The organism is Actinoplanes sp. NPDC021490 (assembly GCF_055562135.1).
Map to the genome: position 1 here is coordinate 256,897 of NZ_JBVHFW010000003.1, position 15,480 is coordinate 272,376.

The 15,480-nt window shown below is 70.2% G+C and carries 15 protein-coding genes and 1 pseudogene; 8 read left to right on the forward strand and 8 right to left on the reverse strand.

Features of this window, described 5'->3' with window-relative positions:
- The 4 genes from ACZ3I4_RS09460 to ACZ3I4_RS09475 form a co-directional block, all read right to left on the reverse strand.
- Nucleotides 1-975 carry a helix-turn-helix domain-containing protein gene (locus ACZ3I4_RS09460; RefSeq protein ID WP_465381427.1) on the reverse strand — a complete coding sequence of 325 codons (975 nt, stop codon included), beginning with the start codon at nt 973-975 and terminating at the stop codon, nt 1-3.
- 5 nt (nt 976-980) lie between these two features.
- Nucleotides 981-1,979 (reverse strand): alpha/beta hydrolase, encoded by a 999-nt coding sequence (locus ACZ3I4_RS09465; protein ID WP_465381428.1) that lies wholly within the window; start codon nt 1,977-1,979, stop codon nt 981-983.
- A 144-nt stretch (nt 1,980-2,123) separates the two neighbouring features.
- Nucleotides 2,124-2,438, reverse strand: a complete 315-nt coding sequence (locus ACZ3I4_RS09470; protein WP_465381429.1) for a metalloregulator ArsR/SmtB family transcription factor — start codon at nt 2,436-2,438, stop codon at nt 2,124-2,126.
- Complete coding sequence (locus tag ACZ3I4_RS09475) at nt 2,431-2,862, reverse strand: SRPBCC family protein (RefSeq protein WP_465381430.1); 432 nt, start codon at nt 2,860-2,862, stop codon at nt 2,431-2,433. The genes ACZ3I4_RS09470 and ACZ3I4_RS09475 overlap by 8 nt, the downstream gene beginning before the upstream one ends.
- Before the next feature lie 56 nt (nt 2,863-2,918).
- On the opposite strand from ACZ3I4_RS09475, the gene ACZ3I4_RS09480 reads away from it, so the two are divergent.
- The 4 genes from ACZ3I4_RS09480 to ACZ3I4_RS09495 all read left to right on the forward strand — a co-directional run bounded on the left by ACZ3I4_RS09480 (nt 2,919) and on the right by ACZ3I4_RS09495 (nt 6,288).
- Nucleotides 2,919-3,761 carry a phosphotransferase family protein gene (locus ACZ3I4_RS09480; RefSeq protein WP_465381431.1) on the forward strand — a complete coding sequence of 281 codons (843 nt, stop codon included), beginning with the start codon at nt 2,919-2,921 and terminating at the stop codon, nt 3,759-3,761.
- Between the two features lie 166 nt (nt 3,762-3,927).
- Nucleotides 3,928-4,329, forward strand: coding sequence for a hypothetical protein (locus ACZ3I4_RS09485; protein ID WP_465381432.1), 402 nt, complete (start codon nt 3,928-3,930; stop codon nt 4,327-4,329).
- 255 nt (nt 4,330-4,584) lie between these two features.
- Nucleotides 4,585-5,733, forward strand: coding sequence for an endo-1,4-beta-xylanase (locus ACZ3I4_RS09490; protein WP_465381433.1), 1,149 nt, complete (start codon nt 4,585-4,587; stop codon nt 5,731-5,733).
- Between the two features lie 105 nt (nt 5,734-5,838).
- Nucleotides 5,839-6,288, forward strand: a complete 450-nt coding sequence (locus ACZ3I4_RS09495; RefSeq protein ID WP_465381434.1) for a hypothetical protein — start codon at nt 5,839-5,841, stop codon at nt 6,286-6,288.
- Nucleotides 6,289-6,308: 20 nt separating this feature from the next.
- Here ACZ3I4_RS09495 and ACZ3I4_RS09500 read toward each other — a convergent pair whose 3' ends face one another.
- Nucleotides 6,309-6,803, reverse strand: coding sequence for a hypothetical protein (locus tag ACZ3I4_RS09500; RefSeq protein WP_465381435.1), 495 nt, complete (start codon nt 6,801-6,803; stop codon nt 6,309-6,311).
- 384 nt (nt 6,804-7,187) lie between these two features.
- On the opposite strand from ACZ3I4_RS09500, the gene ACZ3I4_RS09505 reads away from it, so the two are divergent.
- Both ACZ3I4_RS09505 and ACZ3I4_RS09510 read left to right on the forward strand, forming a co-directional pair.
- Complete coding sequence (locus ACZ3I4_RS09505) at nt 7,188-8,648, forward strand: FAD-binding oxidoreductase (protein ID WP_465381436.1); 1,461 nt, start codon at nt 7,188-7,190, stop codon at nt 8,646-8,648.
- Between the two features lie 24 nt (nt 8,649-8,672).
- Nucleotides 8,673-10,250, forward strand: a complete 1,578-nt coding sequence (locus tag ACZ3I4_RS09510; RefSeq protein ID WP_465381437.1) for a Na+/H+ antiporter — start codon at nt 8,673-8,675, stop codon at nt 10,248-10,250.
- On the opposite strand, the gene ACZ3I4_RS09515 is transcribed toward ACZ3I4_RS09510, so the two are convergent.
- On the reverse strand, nt 10,235-10,879 hold the full coding sequence (locus ACZ3I4_RS09515) for a TetR/AcrR family transcriptional regulator (RefSeq protein WP_465381438.1): 645 nt from the start codon (nt 10,877-10,879) through the stop codon (nt 10,235-10,237). The two genes, ACZ3I4_RS09510 and ACZ3I4_RS09515, sit on opposite strands and share 16 nt — an antisense overlap.
- 108 nt (nt 10,880-10,987) lie before the next feature.
- On the opposite strand from ACZ3I4_RS09515, the pseudogene ACZ3I4_RS09520 reads away from it, so the two are divergent.
- Nucleotides 10,988-12,327, forward strand: a pseudogene (locus tag ACZ3I4_RS09520) (serine hydrolase domain-containing protein).
- Here ACZ3I4_RS09520 and ACZ3I4_RS09525 read toward each other — a convergent pair.
- Nucleotides 12,302-12,718, reverse strand: a complete 417-nt coding sequence (locus ACZ3I4_RS09525) for a hypothetical protein (protein ID WP_465381439.1) — start codon at nt 12,716-12,718, stop codon at nt 12,302-12,304. The pseudogene ACZ3I4_RS09520 and the gene ACZ3I4_RS09525 sit on opposite strands and share 26 nt — an antisense overlap.
- A 95-nt stretch (nt 12,719-12,813) precedes the next feature.
- On the opposite strand from ACZ3I4_RS09525, the gene ACZ3I4_RS09530 reads away from it, so the two are divergent.
- Nucleotides 12,814-13,278 carry an NUDIX hydrolase gene (locus tag ACZ3I4_RS09530; RefSeq protein WP_465381440.1) on the forward strand — a complete coding sequence of 155 codons (465 nt, stop codon included), beginning with the start codon at nt 12,814-12,816 and terminating at the stop codon, nt 13,276-13,278.
- A gap of 76 nt (nt 13,279-13,354) precedes the next feature.
- On the opposite strand, the gene ACZ3I4_RS09535 is transcribed toward ACZ3I4_RS09530, so the two are convergent.
- A complete protein-coding gene (locus ACZ3I4_RS09535) occupies nt 13,355-15,322 on the reverse strand; it encodes a right-handed parallel beta-helix repeat-containing protein (RefSeq protein WP_465381441.1) in 1,968 nt (655 codons plus the stop codon).
- Nucleotides 15,323-15,480 lie beyond the last annotated feature (158 nt).

A 15,480-nucleotide genomic window follows, 5' to 3' on the forward strand; every position in this document is an offset into this window, starting at 1 on the left:
TTAACGCGGATGCCGGTGCAGCCGGCGCAGCGCCAGGGCGAGCTGAAGGCGCAGGCGGCCCCGGGGGTCGCGGACGTCCCAGCCGAGCACGGGAAGCGTGTGGGTGAGACGGTCCTGCAGCGTGGAGTGGTGCACGCGCAGGGCGGTGGCGGCGGCGCGCAGGCTGGGTGACTCGGCCACGGCGTTGAGCGTGGCCAGCACCCAGGGGGCGGTGGCGGCGGCCCGGTCGAGGGCGCGCTGGTCGGGGACGGGTTCGGTGCCGGGGCCGGCGACCGCGGCGAGCAGCGCCAGACCACCGAGGTCGTCGGCGTTCACCACGCGCGGGCCGGGGTCCTCGTCGGTGCCCTCGGCGGTGAAGCGAAGAGCCAGCCGAGCACCCTCGTACGAGGCGGGGAGGCCGGCTATCGGGCCGGCCGGGCCTATTCCGGCGCGACCGCCCGGAAGGTCGCCCGGCCCGGGGAGCAAGCGCACCGCTCCGCTTTCCAGCGCGACGACGCGTACGAGATCAGCGGGGTTGTAACCCAGACGGACGGCCGCTTGCAGGCGGGTCGGTTCGGCCGCACGCGCATCGACGAGCAGCTCGATGAGCGCCGGATCGGCCTGGTTCGCGTGCCCCCGGGTCCGGCCCAGCACATCACGCGCGGCCGCGGCGGCCCGCTCCAGAATCATCGCGTCGACCGGCCCGGGTGGCCCTGCGCGTTCCAGCCACAGGGTCGCGGAGCCCGCCGGAGCCGACATCCACTCCGTTTTCCGTACGCCCGCCGGGTTGACCGACCCGTCCGGTTCGACCCGGATCTGGACGCGGCGCTCGTCGTCGGCCAGCCGGGCCGGGCAACCCGAGAGGACCGCCGCTCCGCGCACGATCGCGTGCAGACCGGCCCGCGCCTCGGCGAGCCGGTCGAAATACGCGATCACATGCAGGGCGGCGCCGGCGTCGGGGTCCAGCGCCGCCAGACGGACGGCGAGATCCTTCACACTCGTTACATCCCCATCAACCTCGTGAGCCAGCGCAGCCGGGCCGCGCGGGCGTCCTGCGAGACGGCGGCCTGCGGAACCATCATGTCGAAGCCGTGGAAGCCGCCGGGCCAGACGTGCAGCTCGGCCCGGCCGCCGGACCGCCAGATCGCGCTCGCGTAGGCCACGTCCTCGTCGCGGAACGTCTCGGCCGAGCCGACGTCGATGAACGCGGGCGGCAGACCGGACAGGTCGTCCGCGCGGGCCGGGGCGGCGTACGGGGAGACGCCGGGCCCGCCCCGATCGGCGCCGAGCAGGGCGGTCCAGCCGGTGTCGTTGGCCGTGCGGTCCCACACCCCGCGACCGGCCATCTGGATCGCCGACGGGGTGTCGTTGCGGTCGTCGATCATCGGGCAGAGCAGCATCTGGCCGAGCAGGGCCGGGCCGCCACGGTCGCGGGCCAGCAGGGCCACGCCCGCGGCCAGCCCGCCACCCGCGCTGGCGCCCGCGATGACGATGCGCTCGGGGTCGATGCCCAGCTCGGTGGCGTGGGCAGCGGTCCAGACCAGCCCGGCGTAGCAGTCCTCGACCGGCGCCGGATGCGGGTGCTCGGGGGCCAGCCGATATTCGACCGACACGATCACCGACGGCACCTCGGCCGCCCAGTCCTGCACCACCTCGACGCCGGTCCGGTTGTTACCGACGATCATGCCGCCGCCGTGGGTGTGGTAGATCGCCGGCAGGTCGCCCGCCGCGCCGGCCGGCGTCAGGATCAGCAGTTCGATGTCGGGATCGCCGGCCGGCCCCGGCACGCTGCGGCGGGCCACGGTGAAGGCCCCGTCGCGGGCCAGGTCGTCGTCGCTGAGCTCGGCCAGCAGCGAGCCCTCACGCATGGGCTGGATCATGTCGGCGGTCAGCGACGGCGGCAGCTGCGCCCCGATGACGCCGAGGGCGGCGGCCAGCTCGGGGTCGAAGGGCGGAGGCGGGCCGACAGGTCGGGTGGCTTCGGGCAGAACGCTGGTCACGGGAACCCCCTTGTTACAGGAAGATTTCGGCGGTGTGACTCATTCTGTTGTCCCGCGGGGCCGCGAGCCGAGCGCCGGACGGCGGAACTTGCCCGCCAATTGGCGGGTGCCTGCACCATACCGCCCGGCTCGGCCGCAGCCCGATCAGTCCGCCAGACCACGCAGACGGGACAGGGCGCCGGACCAGTAGGCCTCATACTTGGCCAGCCACGGCGCGAACACCCGGGACATCGCCTCGGCGTTGAGCTGGTAGACCTGATGGCGGCCCTGTTTGGTCGCCGTCACCAGATCGGCGGCGCGCAGAGCCATCAGGTGTTTGGAGATGCTCGACGCCACCAGTTCCGGGAAGTGGGCGGCCAGCTCGCCCACCGTCAGCGCTCCCCGCTCGGCCAGCAGGTCGAGGATCCGCCGGCGGGTCGGGTCGGCCAGCGCCCGGAACAGGTCGTCCTCGTCAGACACCGGCCGCCGTCACCACGTCGGCCAGGCGCCGCAGCACCTGATGCTTGTCGGCGCCACGCTCGTACGCCTCGGCGGTCTGCTCCCAGCCCGGCTTGCCGATCCCCGCGAAACCGTCGTGCACCAGATGCACCAGCGTGCCGCCCGCGGTCGGCTCCAGGCCGATGACCAGGCGCCCCGGATGCACCCAGCCCGACTCCTCCTCGAGCCACGACAGCACGAGCCGGCCCTCGGGCACCATCTCGAGCACCACGCCGCTGATCCAAGTCTCGCCGTCACCGCCGGGCATCCGATAGGCGCCACCGACCCGCGCGTCGATCACCAGCTCGGGCGACAGCCACCGCCGCAGACCATCCTGAGTGGACAGCCACTCCCAGACGGCGCTGGGCGGGGCGGGAATCTCCAGGGAACGAGTAACGTCCGGCATCATGGCCTCCTCAACGCTTTACCGCTTGGTAATGCATTACCGTACGGTAAGACGTTGTGGATGACAAGCGGGACTGGGTCGCCCGCGTCTGGCGCCCGGTGGCGGACGCGCGAAAGCTCAGCGGCGGCTGGACCTCGACCATGCTGGCGCTGACCGCCGACAACGGCGAACGGGCGGTCCTGCGCCTGATGACCAAGAATCCGTGGCGGCGGCACGCACCTGGCCTGCTGACGCGCGAGGCCTTTGTTCAGCGGCAACTGGCGGGGTCGCCGATTGCCGTTCCGCGGAGCATCGCCGTCGACCTGGACGGCACCCCCGCGCACCTCATGTCCTGGCTGCCCGGCCGGCTCCGCCTCGACTCTCCCGACCTTTCCGAGGCGGCGGCGCGCATGCTGGCCGAGATTCATCGCTTTGAACCGGGAAGCTCACGCCCACGCGAGTTCCAGTCATGGGCGCCGCCAACCAAGCGCGTCGTACCGGCCTGGACCGAGCGACCGGCGTTGTGGGAGGCGGCGTTCGCGGTGCTCTCGGAGCCGGCACCCGCGTACGACGGCGTGTTCCTGCACCGCGACTTCCACCTCGGCAACCTGCTGTGGGAGGGCGACCGGATCAGCGGGGTGGTCGACTGGGTCGAGACGTCGTGGGGCCCGGCCGAGCTGGACGTCGCGCACGCGGCCACCTACCTGGCGATGCTGCACGGGCGCGACGCCGCCGGGCGCTTCCACGAGGCGTACGGGATGAAGGAAGTTCGATATTGGAGCGTCATGGACGTGGTCGGGTATCTGCCTGATCCGGCCAAGGTGACTCAGCCGTGGCGTGACGCCGGGGTGGAGCTCAGCGACGAGACGGCACGGCGGCGACTCGAACAGCGACTGGACGAGGTTTTGCAGCTCCGCTAGAGCGGCGGTGATCGGCACGGGAACTCAGCAGCCACCGTTGCAGGCCAGGGCGCGAAGCCGATCGAGGCCGCCGTGCCACTGGTTCGAGTCCCCGGCGAAGGGGCCGCTGCTCGAGTACTGCCAGAAGGACCATGTGGGCGCCCCAGCCGGCAGTACGGTCGACATTGTGCATGCCGCTCGCTCCCTCTCGGGTCTACCTGAGCTGACCACCGTCCGGAAAATCTGGTTCAGCGATTGGTACGACGGCCCGCTTACGGGCGTCGCCCTGCACGAGGGCCGCGAATACTGGTTCGTCATGGTTGCCAATGACGGCGACGGCGGGCATTGGGCCTTCGAGCCTCGGATCTACATTCTGCACCGGCTGACTGGCGAGCAATTGGCCCAAGCGTGGGACATGCACCGCAGCTTCGCAAAAGCGGGTCTCCCGGGGTGCCTCCACTCACCGCCGTGCATCAGCGCCGGGCCCGCAAGCGGCGAGACGCTGGAGGCTCTCCACGACCGTTGGCCGCCGGACCATGAGGACGGCTATATGGAAGCCCCGATGATCGGTTGGTTCCGGGACGCGTAGCGGTTCGGCTGCATCGCGCGCCTCGCGGCAAATCCGGATGTTTCGGGAGCCGTCCGCACCACGGCATGACCGCCGTTGGTCCCACGCGCCTTCAAGCTCGGCATGCGTGACGGCCTTCGGCTCTGGGCGCTGCCACAGTCCACGTGGGAAGGGCCCTCTTGACCGCCCGGAGAGATGGCGCATAGATTCCTGTCACTACTTCCGAAATGTTTCCGGAAGTTTCGGTCTCCATCGTCCTCATCGCAAGGAGTTCCGGTGCGTCGTTTCAGGCTTACCTTTTCTGTTGTCAGCGCCGCCGTGCTGCTGGGCGGACAGCTGACCTTCGTCGGCTCGGTTCCTGCCGGGGCCGCGCCACCGGCGGCCAAACCCTCACCGCCTCAGGCCTACCCCGCCGATTCGCTGCGCGCGCTCGCCGCCCGCGTCGGCCTGCGCGTCGGCACGGCCGTGAACATGGACCAGCTCGGCACCAACGAGAAGTACACGCAGATCACCGCGCAGCAGTTCTCCTCAGTCACCGCGGAGAACGTGATGAAATGGGCCGAAGTGGAGCCCACCCGCGGCACCTACACCTGGGAAAAGGCCGACCAGCTCGTCGCTTTCGCGAAGAAGAACAAGCAGTTGGTACGCGGCCACACGCTCCTCTGGCACAACCAGCTGCCCACGTGGCTGTCCTCCGACGGCTACACGACCACCCTGTCGAACGACGAGGTGAAGGCGGTCCTGAAGAAGCACATCTTCGACCAGGCCCGCCACTTCAAGGGCGACATCTGGCAATGGGACGTGGTCAACGAGGCCTTCGACGACAACGGCCAGCCCCGCCAGACGATCTGGTACAAGGCGTGGGGCGGCACCGGCTACATCGCCGACGCCTTCCGCTGGGCGCATCAGGCCGACCCCAAGGCCTTGCTCTTCTACAACGACTACAACCTCGAGTTCACCGGCGTGAAGAGCGACGCCGTGTACGCGCTGGTGCGCTCGCTCAAGGCCCAGCGTGTGCCGATTCACGGCCTCGGATTCCAGGGTCACCTCTCCACCCAGTACGGCTACCCCGACCTCACGAACAACCTCGAGCGCTTCGCCGCCCTGGGGCTGAAGGTCGCCCTCACCGAGGTGGACGTCCGCACGCTGACCAAGGCGGACGCGGTCAACGAGCCGGTCGACGCGCTCGCCCCGTACGCCCAGGAAAGCTACTGGTCGCGCACGCTCAAAGCATGCCTGGCCCTCCGTGCCTGCATCTCGTTCACGCCGTGGGGCTTCGGCGATGCGTACTCGTGGGTGCCCGGCGTGTTCGCCAACCCGCAGGAAGGCGCGGCCCTGATCTACGACGAGCAGCTGAACCCGAAGGGCCAGTACGACGTGCTGCAGCAGGATCTGGCGCTTGCCGCGGGCGCCCCGCGCCGCTGACCTCGGCCCGCTGCCGCCGGCACACAGCCGGCGGCAGCCTGCCGAATCCACCGCGTACGGCAGGAGACGCGTCGGCGTAGCACCGCAGGGCGATACAGTCCGCCGATGTCATCCATTGCCTCGCTGTACGTAATCAAGATCGCGGACCTGGCGGCGGTCGTCAGCGCCGCCGGTTCGGCCGGCGCCGGTGCTGTGGTCCGGAAGCTCGGTACGCGGGCCGGCGGGGAATACGACTGGTCCGGCTACGTCATGATGAACGTGCTGGACAGCCTGGACGAGTTGGGCGTCATGCTGGACAGCCCGAGCCTTCGGGAAGCGTCCGAGGCGATCAACGCGGAGTTCGGCTTGACCACGTTGATCCCCAGCGACGCCAAGGCTTTCATCGACCGGCTCGATCCGGCCGCCTATGAACCGGGCGACCTGCTCGACGGACCGATCGAGCTGGGGCTCGACGGCCAAGAGGCCCGCGAAGCGATGACCGACACGTTGTCGTTGCTGCGGGAGACCATCGCGGGGCTGGCCGACGACGACGTGCTTCTCCTGCATATCGGCTGATGCGGACAGGGCCGCGGGCGTCAGAGGACAGCCCTCGCCGTGGAGTCCCAGCGCCAAGCGCGCCCCCGGCTCTCCGGAGTCCGGCCCGTGGCGGTCAGCAGGTCATGCCACGGATCATCGGAACGTACGGCGTGGGGGAAGATCCGCTCGAGGCACGGCGCGACGATCTGCGCCGGCGCCCGGTAGTCGAGGTGATGCGCGCCCAAGATGTCGTGGGTGTGAAGGATCAGCTCGGCGATCCCCATCGCGGCCAGAGCCGACCGGTCGGGGTTTCCGTACGGATGCCAGCCGGTGCGGTCAGCGGGCACGCCGGCGGTTACTGCGACGAGAAGACCCCCGACAGCGTCGAGACAGTCGAGCACCGCTCGGGTGCCACCGCTTTCCTCCGGCCAGAACATGCATGCGGGTCGCCCGGGGGTCAGCGAGAACTCCATCAGCGGCGTGTAGCCCTCGTGGCCATGCGTCCCGGACAGCTGCATCGCATAGGCGCCCAGGTCATCCAGGATGTGCGCCATCGTCTCCCGGCACGTCCAGTCAAGACCGGCCGCCGGAGAGATCGAGCCACAGGAATCCCACAGCGCCCGGCGGAGAAGGTACCTGCAACGGCTACTGCGTGCGGGCCTTCCGCCGGGCGGCCGGGACCGGTGGCTCCTGGACTTCCTGGGTCAATTTCCGGGGTCCCGCCGACCAGGCGACGTCGCTCGCCTACGACTACCAGCTCCAGGTTCACCGCTTGCCCAGCACTCTCTGCTGACGCGGGCGAGCCCACTCCGGTGCGCCACCGGGGTGGGCTCCGGGGCCGCTGCCGGTCAGACGGTGACGATGCACGCGCCGCCTTGCCCTGAGGGGACCTTGCCGGCCCGGGGCGGTCGGCGGAGTCCGGGCGTAGGGTCGCCGGTATGGGCACGATCCACACCAGCGACGGCGACCGGGCGGGGCTGCAGGGTGAGCGGCATGCCGTCAACGTCGACCAGCCGGAGCGGACCAACGTGAAGCAACTTCTGCCGGGCATCGACGTTGTTGACGACGCCGACGTGCTCGAAAGCCTGAGCCACGACGACGCGGAATGGGCGCCGTACGGCAAGCCCGTCGCCGCTGTCCGGCCGCGGACCACCGAAGAGGTGCGGACGGTCGTGGCGGCCTGCGCCGAGCGGCGGATCCCGATCGTGCCGCGCGGGGCGGGGACGGGATTGTCGGGCGGGGCCAACGCGGTCGACGGCGCGATGATCCTCGACCTGTCGAAGATGAACCGGATCGTCGAGATCGACGCCGAGAACATGACCGCGACCGTCCAGCCGGGTGTGATCAACGACGATCTGAAGAGGGCCGTCGCCGAGCACGGGCTGTGGTATCCGCCCGACCCGGCCAGCGCGCCCTGGTCGACGATCGGCGGGAACGTGTCGACCAACGCGGGCGGGCTGTGCTGTCTCAAATACGGCGTGACCCGTGACTACGTGCTCGGGCTGGAGGCCGTGGTGGGCGGGCCCGCCGGGGCGTACGGGACCGTGGTCCGGCTCGGACGGCGCACCACGAAGGGTGTCAGCGGCTACGACCTGGCCGGGCTTTTCACCGGCTCGGAGGGCACGTTCGGGGTGATAACCGAGGTCACCGTACGGCTGAGGCCCGCCCGGCGGGAGGCGCCGCGCACGGTGGTCGGCGCGTTCGCAAGTGTGGTCGCGGCCGGGGAGGCGGTTGCCGCGATCACCCGGGCCGGTCTGCTGCCGGCCGCCCTCGAACTGCTCGACCGCACCTGCCTGCGGGCCGTCGAGGAATGGAAGCACCTGGGGCTGGAGGCCGACGCGGCCGCGCTGCTGCTGGCCCAGCTCGACACCCCGGGCGTGGCCGGTGACGAGGAGGCCACCGCGGTCGCCGGGGTGTTCCGGGCGGCCGGGGCGATGTGGGCCGAGCAGTCGACCGACGAGATGGAGGCCGAGGCGCTGTTCGCGGCGCGCCGCCTGGCCTACCCGGCCCTGGAAAGGCTCAGCCCGGTGCTCACCGAGGACATCTGCGTGCCCCGCTCGAAGGTGCCGCAGATGCTGGCGTCGATCGAGGAGATCGCGGCCCGGCACGGTTCGACGATCGCCACCATCGCGCACGCCGGCGACGGCAACCTGCACCCGCTGATCCTCGCCCCGGCCGGCGACGAGCAGGCCAAGCGGGCGGCCCAGGCGGCCTTCGAGGACATGCTGAGCGCCGCGATCGCGATGGGCGGCACGGTCACCGGTGAGCACGGCGTGGGGCTGCTCAAGCGGGCCGGCATGCAACAGGAGCTGTCGCCCGCGGTGCTGGCCATGCAGGTCGCCGTGAAGCAGACGCTGGACCCGTTGAATCTGTTCAATCCGGGGAAGGTTACCGGCTGAGCCGATCGGGTAGCGGAGCCGGACGTGCTCAGTCTGCTGCTGGCCGTTTCGGTCGGGATGGCGGTTCTGGTCTGCACGAGCCTGGCTCGTCAGTTCCGGATCGCGCCGCCCGCGTTGCTGCTCCTCGCCGGGGTGCTGCTCGGCTTCGTTCCCGCGCTGAGGTCGGCGCACCTGCCGCCCGAGGCGGTGCTGCTGCTGTTCCTGCCGGTGCTGCTCTATTGGGAGAGCTTCACGTCGTCGCTGCGCGAGATCCGCACCAACCTGCGCGCGATCCTGCTGCTCAGCACGGTGCTGGTGGCCGCGACGGCCGCCGTGGCCGCCACCGCGGCGCATCTGCTCGGCATGCCGTGGGGTCCGGCCTGGGTGCTGGGCGCGGCCGTCGCGCCGACCGACGCCACCGCCGTCGGGGTGCTGGGCCGGTCCCTGCCCCGGCGGATCGCCACCACGCTGCGGGCCGAGAGCCTGGTCAACGACGGCACCGCGCTGGTCATCTACGCGCTGGCGGTCGGGGTCACGATGGGCGAGGAGCATGTCGGCCTGGCCAGCGTGTCGGGCCGATTCCTGCTGGCGTACCTGGGTGGCATCGCGATCGGGTTCGCGCTCGCGTGGCTCAGCGTGCAGGCCCGCAAGCGCCTCGACGACCCGTTCCAGCACAACATCGTCGCCCTGGCCACGCCCCTGGCCGCGTACCTGGTGGCCGAGGAGGTCGAAGCCTCGGGGGTGCTGGCTGTGGTGGTGAGCGGTCTGTGGGTGAGCCGGGCCGCGCCCCGCCTGTTCTCGGCCGACGCCCGGCACTACGTGGGGACCGTCATGGCCTTCCTGACCGCGCTGGCCAATGCGGCCCTGTTCGTGCTGGTCGGGTTGGAAGTGCAGTCCGCCGTACGGGGTCTCAGCACGGTCGGGCTCGCGCAGGCGCTGGCGGCGGTGGTCGCGGTGTCGGCGGCGGTGATCGGCGTGCGCTTCGCCTGGCTGTTCACCAGCCCGTACGCGATCCGCCTGCTCGACCGCCGCCCCCGGCAACGCGAGCTGAGGCTGGGTGCGAGACCCCGTACGGTGATGGCCGCCGCGGGCTTCCGGGGTGCGGTCTCGCTGGCCGCGGCCCTGGCCGTGCCGGAAAGCCTGCCCGGCCGCGATGTGGTCGTCTTCGTGACCGCGGGCGTGATCGCCGTGACGCTGGTCGTGCAGGCGCCGCTGCTGCCGCGGATCGTGCGCTGGGCCCGGCTGGCCGACGACGGCGAGGCCGCCCGGGAACGCCACCGGGCCGAGATCACCGCGGCCGAGGAGGCCGTGGCCGCCCTGCCCGAGCTGGCCGCCGAGACCGGCGCCGCCCCCGAGCTGGCCGGCCAGCTGCGCGAGGAGTTCGACCGCCGGCTGGGCATCCTGCGCGCCGACGGCCCCGACGACAGCAGTGGCGCCCGCCTCCGCGAGGAGCAGGACCGGCGGCTACGGCTGGCCGCGATCGCGCACAAGCACGCCACCGTCGTGCGGCTGCGGGACGAGGGCGTCATCGACGACGAGGTGCTGCAGAGCATCCAGACCACGCTGGACTTCGAGGAGGTCCAGATCCGCCACCACAACTTCGGCGATCACGTCGCCGACTGACCGCCCCGGCGGTGATGGCACGTGCCTGAGAAGATCCGGTGCAGCTGGGCGGCCAGCGCGTCGCGGGAGGCGGCGGCCGTCATCGTCGCCGGTTCGGTGTACGCGTGCAGCTTGAGCCCGTCCAGGATGGCCAGCAGGTGGGCCGCCTCGGCGCGCTCCTCGATGCCGGCGGCCACCTCGCCGCATTCCTTGCCGTTGCGGATCGCCTGTTCCAGCTGAGCGCGCAGATGGGCGTTGCTGCGGCCCAGCGCTTGCGCGACGCGGGAGTTGTCGACGGCCCGGCCGGTGAAGGCCAGCTCGACCCGGCACTCGCGGCGGCGGCGCTCGTCGAGCGGCAGCAGCTCGGTCAGCGCGTCGAGCAGGATGTGCTCGATGCGGGCGCCGGCCCGGTCGGCGTTCGCGGCGTCGGCCAGCAAACGTTGCTCGGTCCGCTCGCGAGCGTGGGTGAACGCGTGCAGCAGCATCTCGTCCTTGCTCGGAAAGTAATGCTGCACGAGCCCGACCGAGATGCCCGCCGCGGCCGCCGTCTTGGCCACCGTCACGGCGTCGTATCCCTCGGTCGCGACGAGGTGTTCGACGGCCTCGGCGACCTGCCGTCGCCGGGCGTCGTGATCCGCGGTGCGAGCCATTGCATAACCATATCGCGGTACGGTATATCTCTATAACCATACGGCCATACGATTATGGGGGATGGCGTGATGGTCATGCGATGGTTGATGGTGTTGCTGGTGCTTCTCATGCCGGTCCCGGCCCATGCCGCAACGGGTGACGACGTCGAGGGATATCTGCGGCAACAGCAGGCGGAGCTGCGGATCCCCGGGCTCGCGTACGCGATCGTGGACCGTGACGGCGTGGTTCGCCAGGCGGCCTGGGGTGTCTCCGCGCAGACCCCGTTCCTGATCGGATCGGTCTCCAAGCCGGTCACCGCGCAAGCCGTCATGCGGCTGGTCGAGACGAAGCGGGTCGGGCTGGACGATCCGGTGCGGCGGCACGTGCCCTGGTTCCGGCTGGCCGACGAGGACGCCGCGGGCCGCATCACGGTGCGGCACCTGCTGACCCACACCAGCGGCCTCGGGCAGTGGGCCAGTCGCACCGACCGGTTCGACAACAGCGCCGACGGGCTGGCCCGGTCGGTTCGCGATCTCGCGAGCGTCAAGCCTTCCCGGGCTCCCGGCGCCGCCCACGAATACAGCGACGCGAACTACATGGTGCTGGGCGCGCTCGTGGAAACCGTGTCGGGGAAGCCGTACGGGAATTCCTGCGCTCTGAAATCTTCGAACCACTGGGCATGCGGCACGCCGCCGCCACCGAGGCCGAGGCGGAACGGGTGGGGTTGCCCGCGGGTCACCGATACTGGCTCGGCCATCCGCGGCGCTTCGATCCCGGATACGACACGTCCGGTGCGCCGTACGGCTATGTCGCGGCGAGCCTGGACGACATGGCGCTGTTCGCGCGGGCGCATCTGGGCGGGAAGCACAGCGCGATGCACGCCGGCCAGACCCCCAACGGCTACGGTTTGGGCTGGCGCGATACCGAGATGGACGGCGCCCGCGTGGTGTGGCACGCCGGCGCCACCCCCGGCTACTTCGCGCACGTGGTGCTGCCGGGGTCGGACCTCGGCGTGGTCGTGCTGGCCAACAGCTACAGCCTGGCCCTGGACGACTCGCTGGCCGCCCTGGGCTTCAACGTGGCCCGGATGACACTGGGCCGATCCCCGGAGCCGGGCCAGGCCGATCCGGTGCTCGGCTACGTCCGGTATGCGCTTCTGGCCGTGGCCGCATTGCTGGCCGCCGGTGTCACCTCGTCGCTGATCCGGCCGGCCCGGAAACTGTGGCCCGCGGTCGCGACGGCCGCCGGATCCGCCGTCCTCATCGCCCTCGTCCTGGTGGTGCTGCCGGCCCAGCTAAGCGGCGACTTCGGCCAGGCCCTGCTGTGGGTTCCCGACATCGGCTGGACCATCGTCGTGGTCGCCGTGCTGGCCGCGGCGCTCGCGACCACCCGCCTCGGAGCCCTCGCCCTGTCACGTTTCCGGACGGCCGGTGAGCGGGGGCCTACCAATCCCGCCACTCATCAGTGATCTCGTGGCGAGTCATCCGATGACGGCCGGCGAACGCGTCCACATCGATCCCGCCGTCCTCCAGGGCTTCGTTGAGGTATTCGCAGAGCTGTTCACGTTCACCGGTCTCGTATGCCGCCCCTTCGAAACGGGCATTGACCGCGTTGAGCGCCTTCACCGTCCGCTCGATCACTGCGAAGACGTCCGAGTCGGCCGCCGGTTCCCGGCGATGATTGACCAGATCAGCGACGTCCTGCTCGAATCGGGTCAGAACCTGGTCCGTCTGGGCGAGCATCTCCGCGGGAAACAGGCCGGCCGCGAACGCGTCATCCGGGTCGAGAGTGCCCGCCGCGATCTCGCTTACTTCGTCAGCTACTCGCTCACGCCACCACGTGGTCGGCCGTTCCACCATGGTGGGCAAGGCTAGCTGGCGTGATGCCCAGTAACTGCCGATGGCGCGTCGGCTCACGCTTGAAGCGCCTCGCTGGGAAGGGAACTGTTTCGTCCATGACTTCGCCGATCGCGGTCGATGTCGAGGGGAACGAGCTTCTGGAATACCGGGTGGGACCCGAACAGAATCTCGAGCAACTCGACCCCGGCATTCCGCTTCCGCTGTCACTGGTCGTGGGGCGGCATCAGGGCTGCACGTTGCTTGTCTTCAACCGCCGGCGCCGGCAGTGGGAGCTGCCCGGCGGCATGATCGAACACGGCGAGAGTCCCCGAGAAGCTGCCGTTCGCGAGTTCATCGAGGAGACCGGGCAGGAGGCGCCGGTGGTCACCTACAGCGGCCTGGCCACGTTCCGCCTGAAGCCGGACGACCGCCTCGAGTACGCGGCAGTGTTCGGAGCCGCACTGACCGGCCGGGCGCCGTTCGAACCCAACGACGAAATCGGCGAGATCCGATGGTGGGACGGATCGGACCTCCCGAACCTGGCCGCGCTGGATGCGGAGCTCTGCCGATTACACCGGTGAGGCGGCCGCGCGGGCAGCTGGTGGTGGTGAAGGAAGCGACCGCGCGGCGTCGCGCGGTCGCTTCCGGGGGGGGGGGCTACCAGATCCGCGTACGGGAAGAGCCGGAGGCCAGGCCGGCGATCGGGCCCGCGGTGAAACGGGAGTCGGCCGGCTTGTGTGTACCCACCAGGTCGACGTCGAGCACGGCGGGGGTGCCGTCGCGCTCCTCGAACTCGGCGTTGGCGAAGCGGACCCGCTCGAGGTCGCGGCCGGTGATCGGGGCGAGGCGAGCGTCGTCGAAGTCGGCCGGCAGGTCGGTCACCAGGTAGACGGCGTCGTCCTCCTCCACCACCGAGGCCTGGCCGGGGGTGACCACGACGGGGCTGGTTTCGCCGTCGAAGGGGCGGGCGCCGGCCGCGTAGACGTTGCCGGTCGTGTAGACGGCCTGAACCACGTCGAGGTAGCGCTGGTGGTCGCCGGGCGGCTGGGCCTTGATGCGGGCCACGTAGTCCTCGAACGAAGCCGGGTAGCCGTCGTAGGCCGACGTGCCGGAGAGCGCGGGAGCTTTTCCTTCGGCGCCGGGACCGTACGCGAGGGAAGAGTCTCCGCCGACGAAGAGGTTGCTGACCCAGCGGTCGTCGCCGGCGCGGATGTACGCGTAACCGGCGACCTGCGTGGTGTGCGGGTGGTGGTAGGGGGTGGCCCGGTCCATGACCGCCTCGACGCGGACGGTTCCGCAGATCAGGTTGCTGACGAATGCGCCGCCCTGGCTGAACAGCTCGATCGCGGCCGGTGAGGCGAAGACGTTGTGCTCGACCAGGTACGGGCCGTGGCTGACCTCGATGAAGATGTCGCGGCTGTTGTTGTAGAAGACGTTGCGCGAGATCCGGGTGCCCTGGGTCTGCCAGTCGAGCCAGGTGCCGAGCGAGCAGTCGTGGATGCGGTTGTGCCGGATCTCGACGTCGATCGCCGCGTGCAGCTTGATGCCGCCGATCTCGTAGCCGTAGAACTCGCGCTTGAGGGCGATGTTGTAGATGTGGTTGTCCTCGATGGTCGAGAACACGCAGCCGAGGTGGCCGACGATGCCGTTCTGGCCGCAGTCGTAAATGGTGTTGCGGCGGATGACGTGCGAGCCGATGTGCTCCTTGTCCCAGCCGATCTGCCGGGCCGAGAAGACGGACTCGAGCTGGTACTGGTAGCCGGGCTTGTCGCCGCGCTCGGTGGCGTAGTTGTGGCCGGTCGACGCCTCCTTGCCGATCGAGACGGCCGAGCACTTGGCGTCGTGGATGACGTTGTCCTCGATGATCCAGCCCTTGGACCAGTTGGGACCGATCAGGCCGGGCTGGTCGGCGGTCGGCGGCGTCCACGGGCAGGCCGCCTGGGCCAGCTCGAAGCCGCGCACGGTGATGTAGTCCAGGTGCGGAAGATCGGGGTAGAAGACCGACCGGCGTACGTTGATCTCGACCAGCTCGGCGTTGGGATCGGCGCCCTGGAAATTGGCCCGGATGGTCGTCGACTCCTCGCCGACCGTCGCGTGCCACACGAGCTTGGTCTGCTCGACGTTGCGGACGCGGTCGGTCGTCGTGGTCCAGTTGTCGACGATTTCCGTACGGGCCTCGGGCGAGGCGACGGCCTCCGCGGAGTCGGCCTCGTAGAAGCTCAGCCCGTTGAGGTAGACGTCGCCGAGGTGCTTGTGCGGGGCGCCCTCGGGATAGACGATCCAGTCGCCGCCGACTTCTTCCGCGTACGGGTTGAAGTCGCCGAACAGCGTGTTGGGAACGTCGACGCGCCAGACCGTCCCGGATTCCTGGACCCAGCCGGTGATGCGCTCCGAGCCCTTGATGACGACGTGTTCGCCCTCGGCGGCCTGATAGGTGATGCGGCGCGCGGCGCTGAGGCCGCCGCGGCGGGGCTTGACCCACTCGCGGTACTCCCCCGCGTGCACGATCACGGTGTCGCCCGCCTGCGCGAGGGCGGCCGCGCGGTTGATCGTACGGAAGGGCTGGTCCTCAGATCCTGCGGCGGTGTCCGAGCCGGTGGTCGCCACGTGGAACACGGAGGTCATGAACGAGCCTTTCTCTTGTGCCGAGCCTGGGGTCCTGGCCGGTTCAGACTGCCAGGGGCACGGTGCAGACTCGCGTCAACGTAAGATTGCGAAAACGTCATGTCAAGGTCTCGAAAACTTTCGAGCCGAGGAAGACGACGGCGACGGCTGCGGCAGCG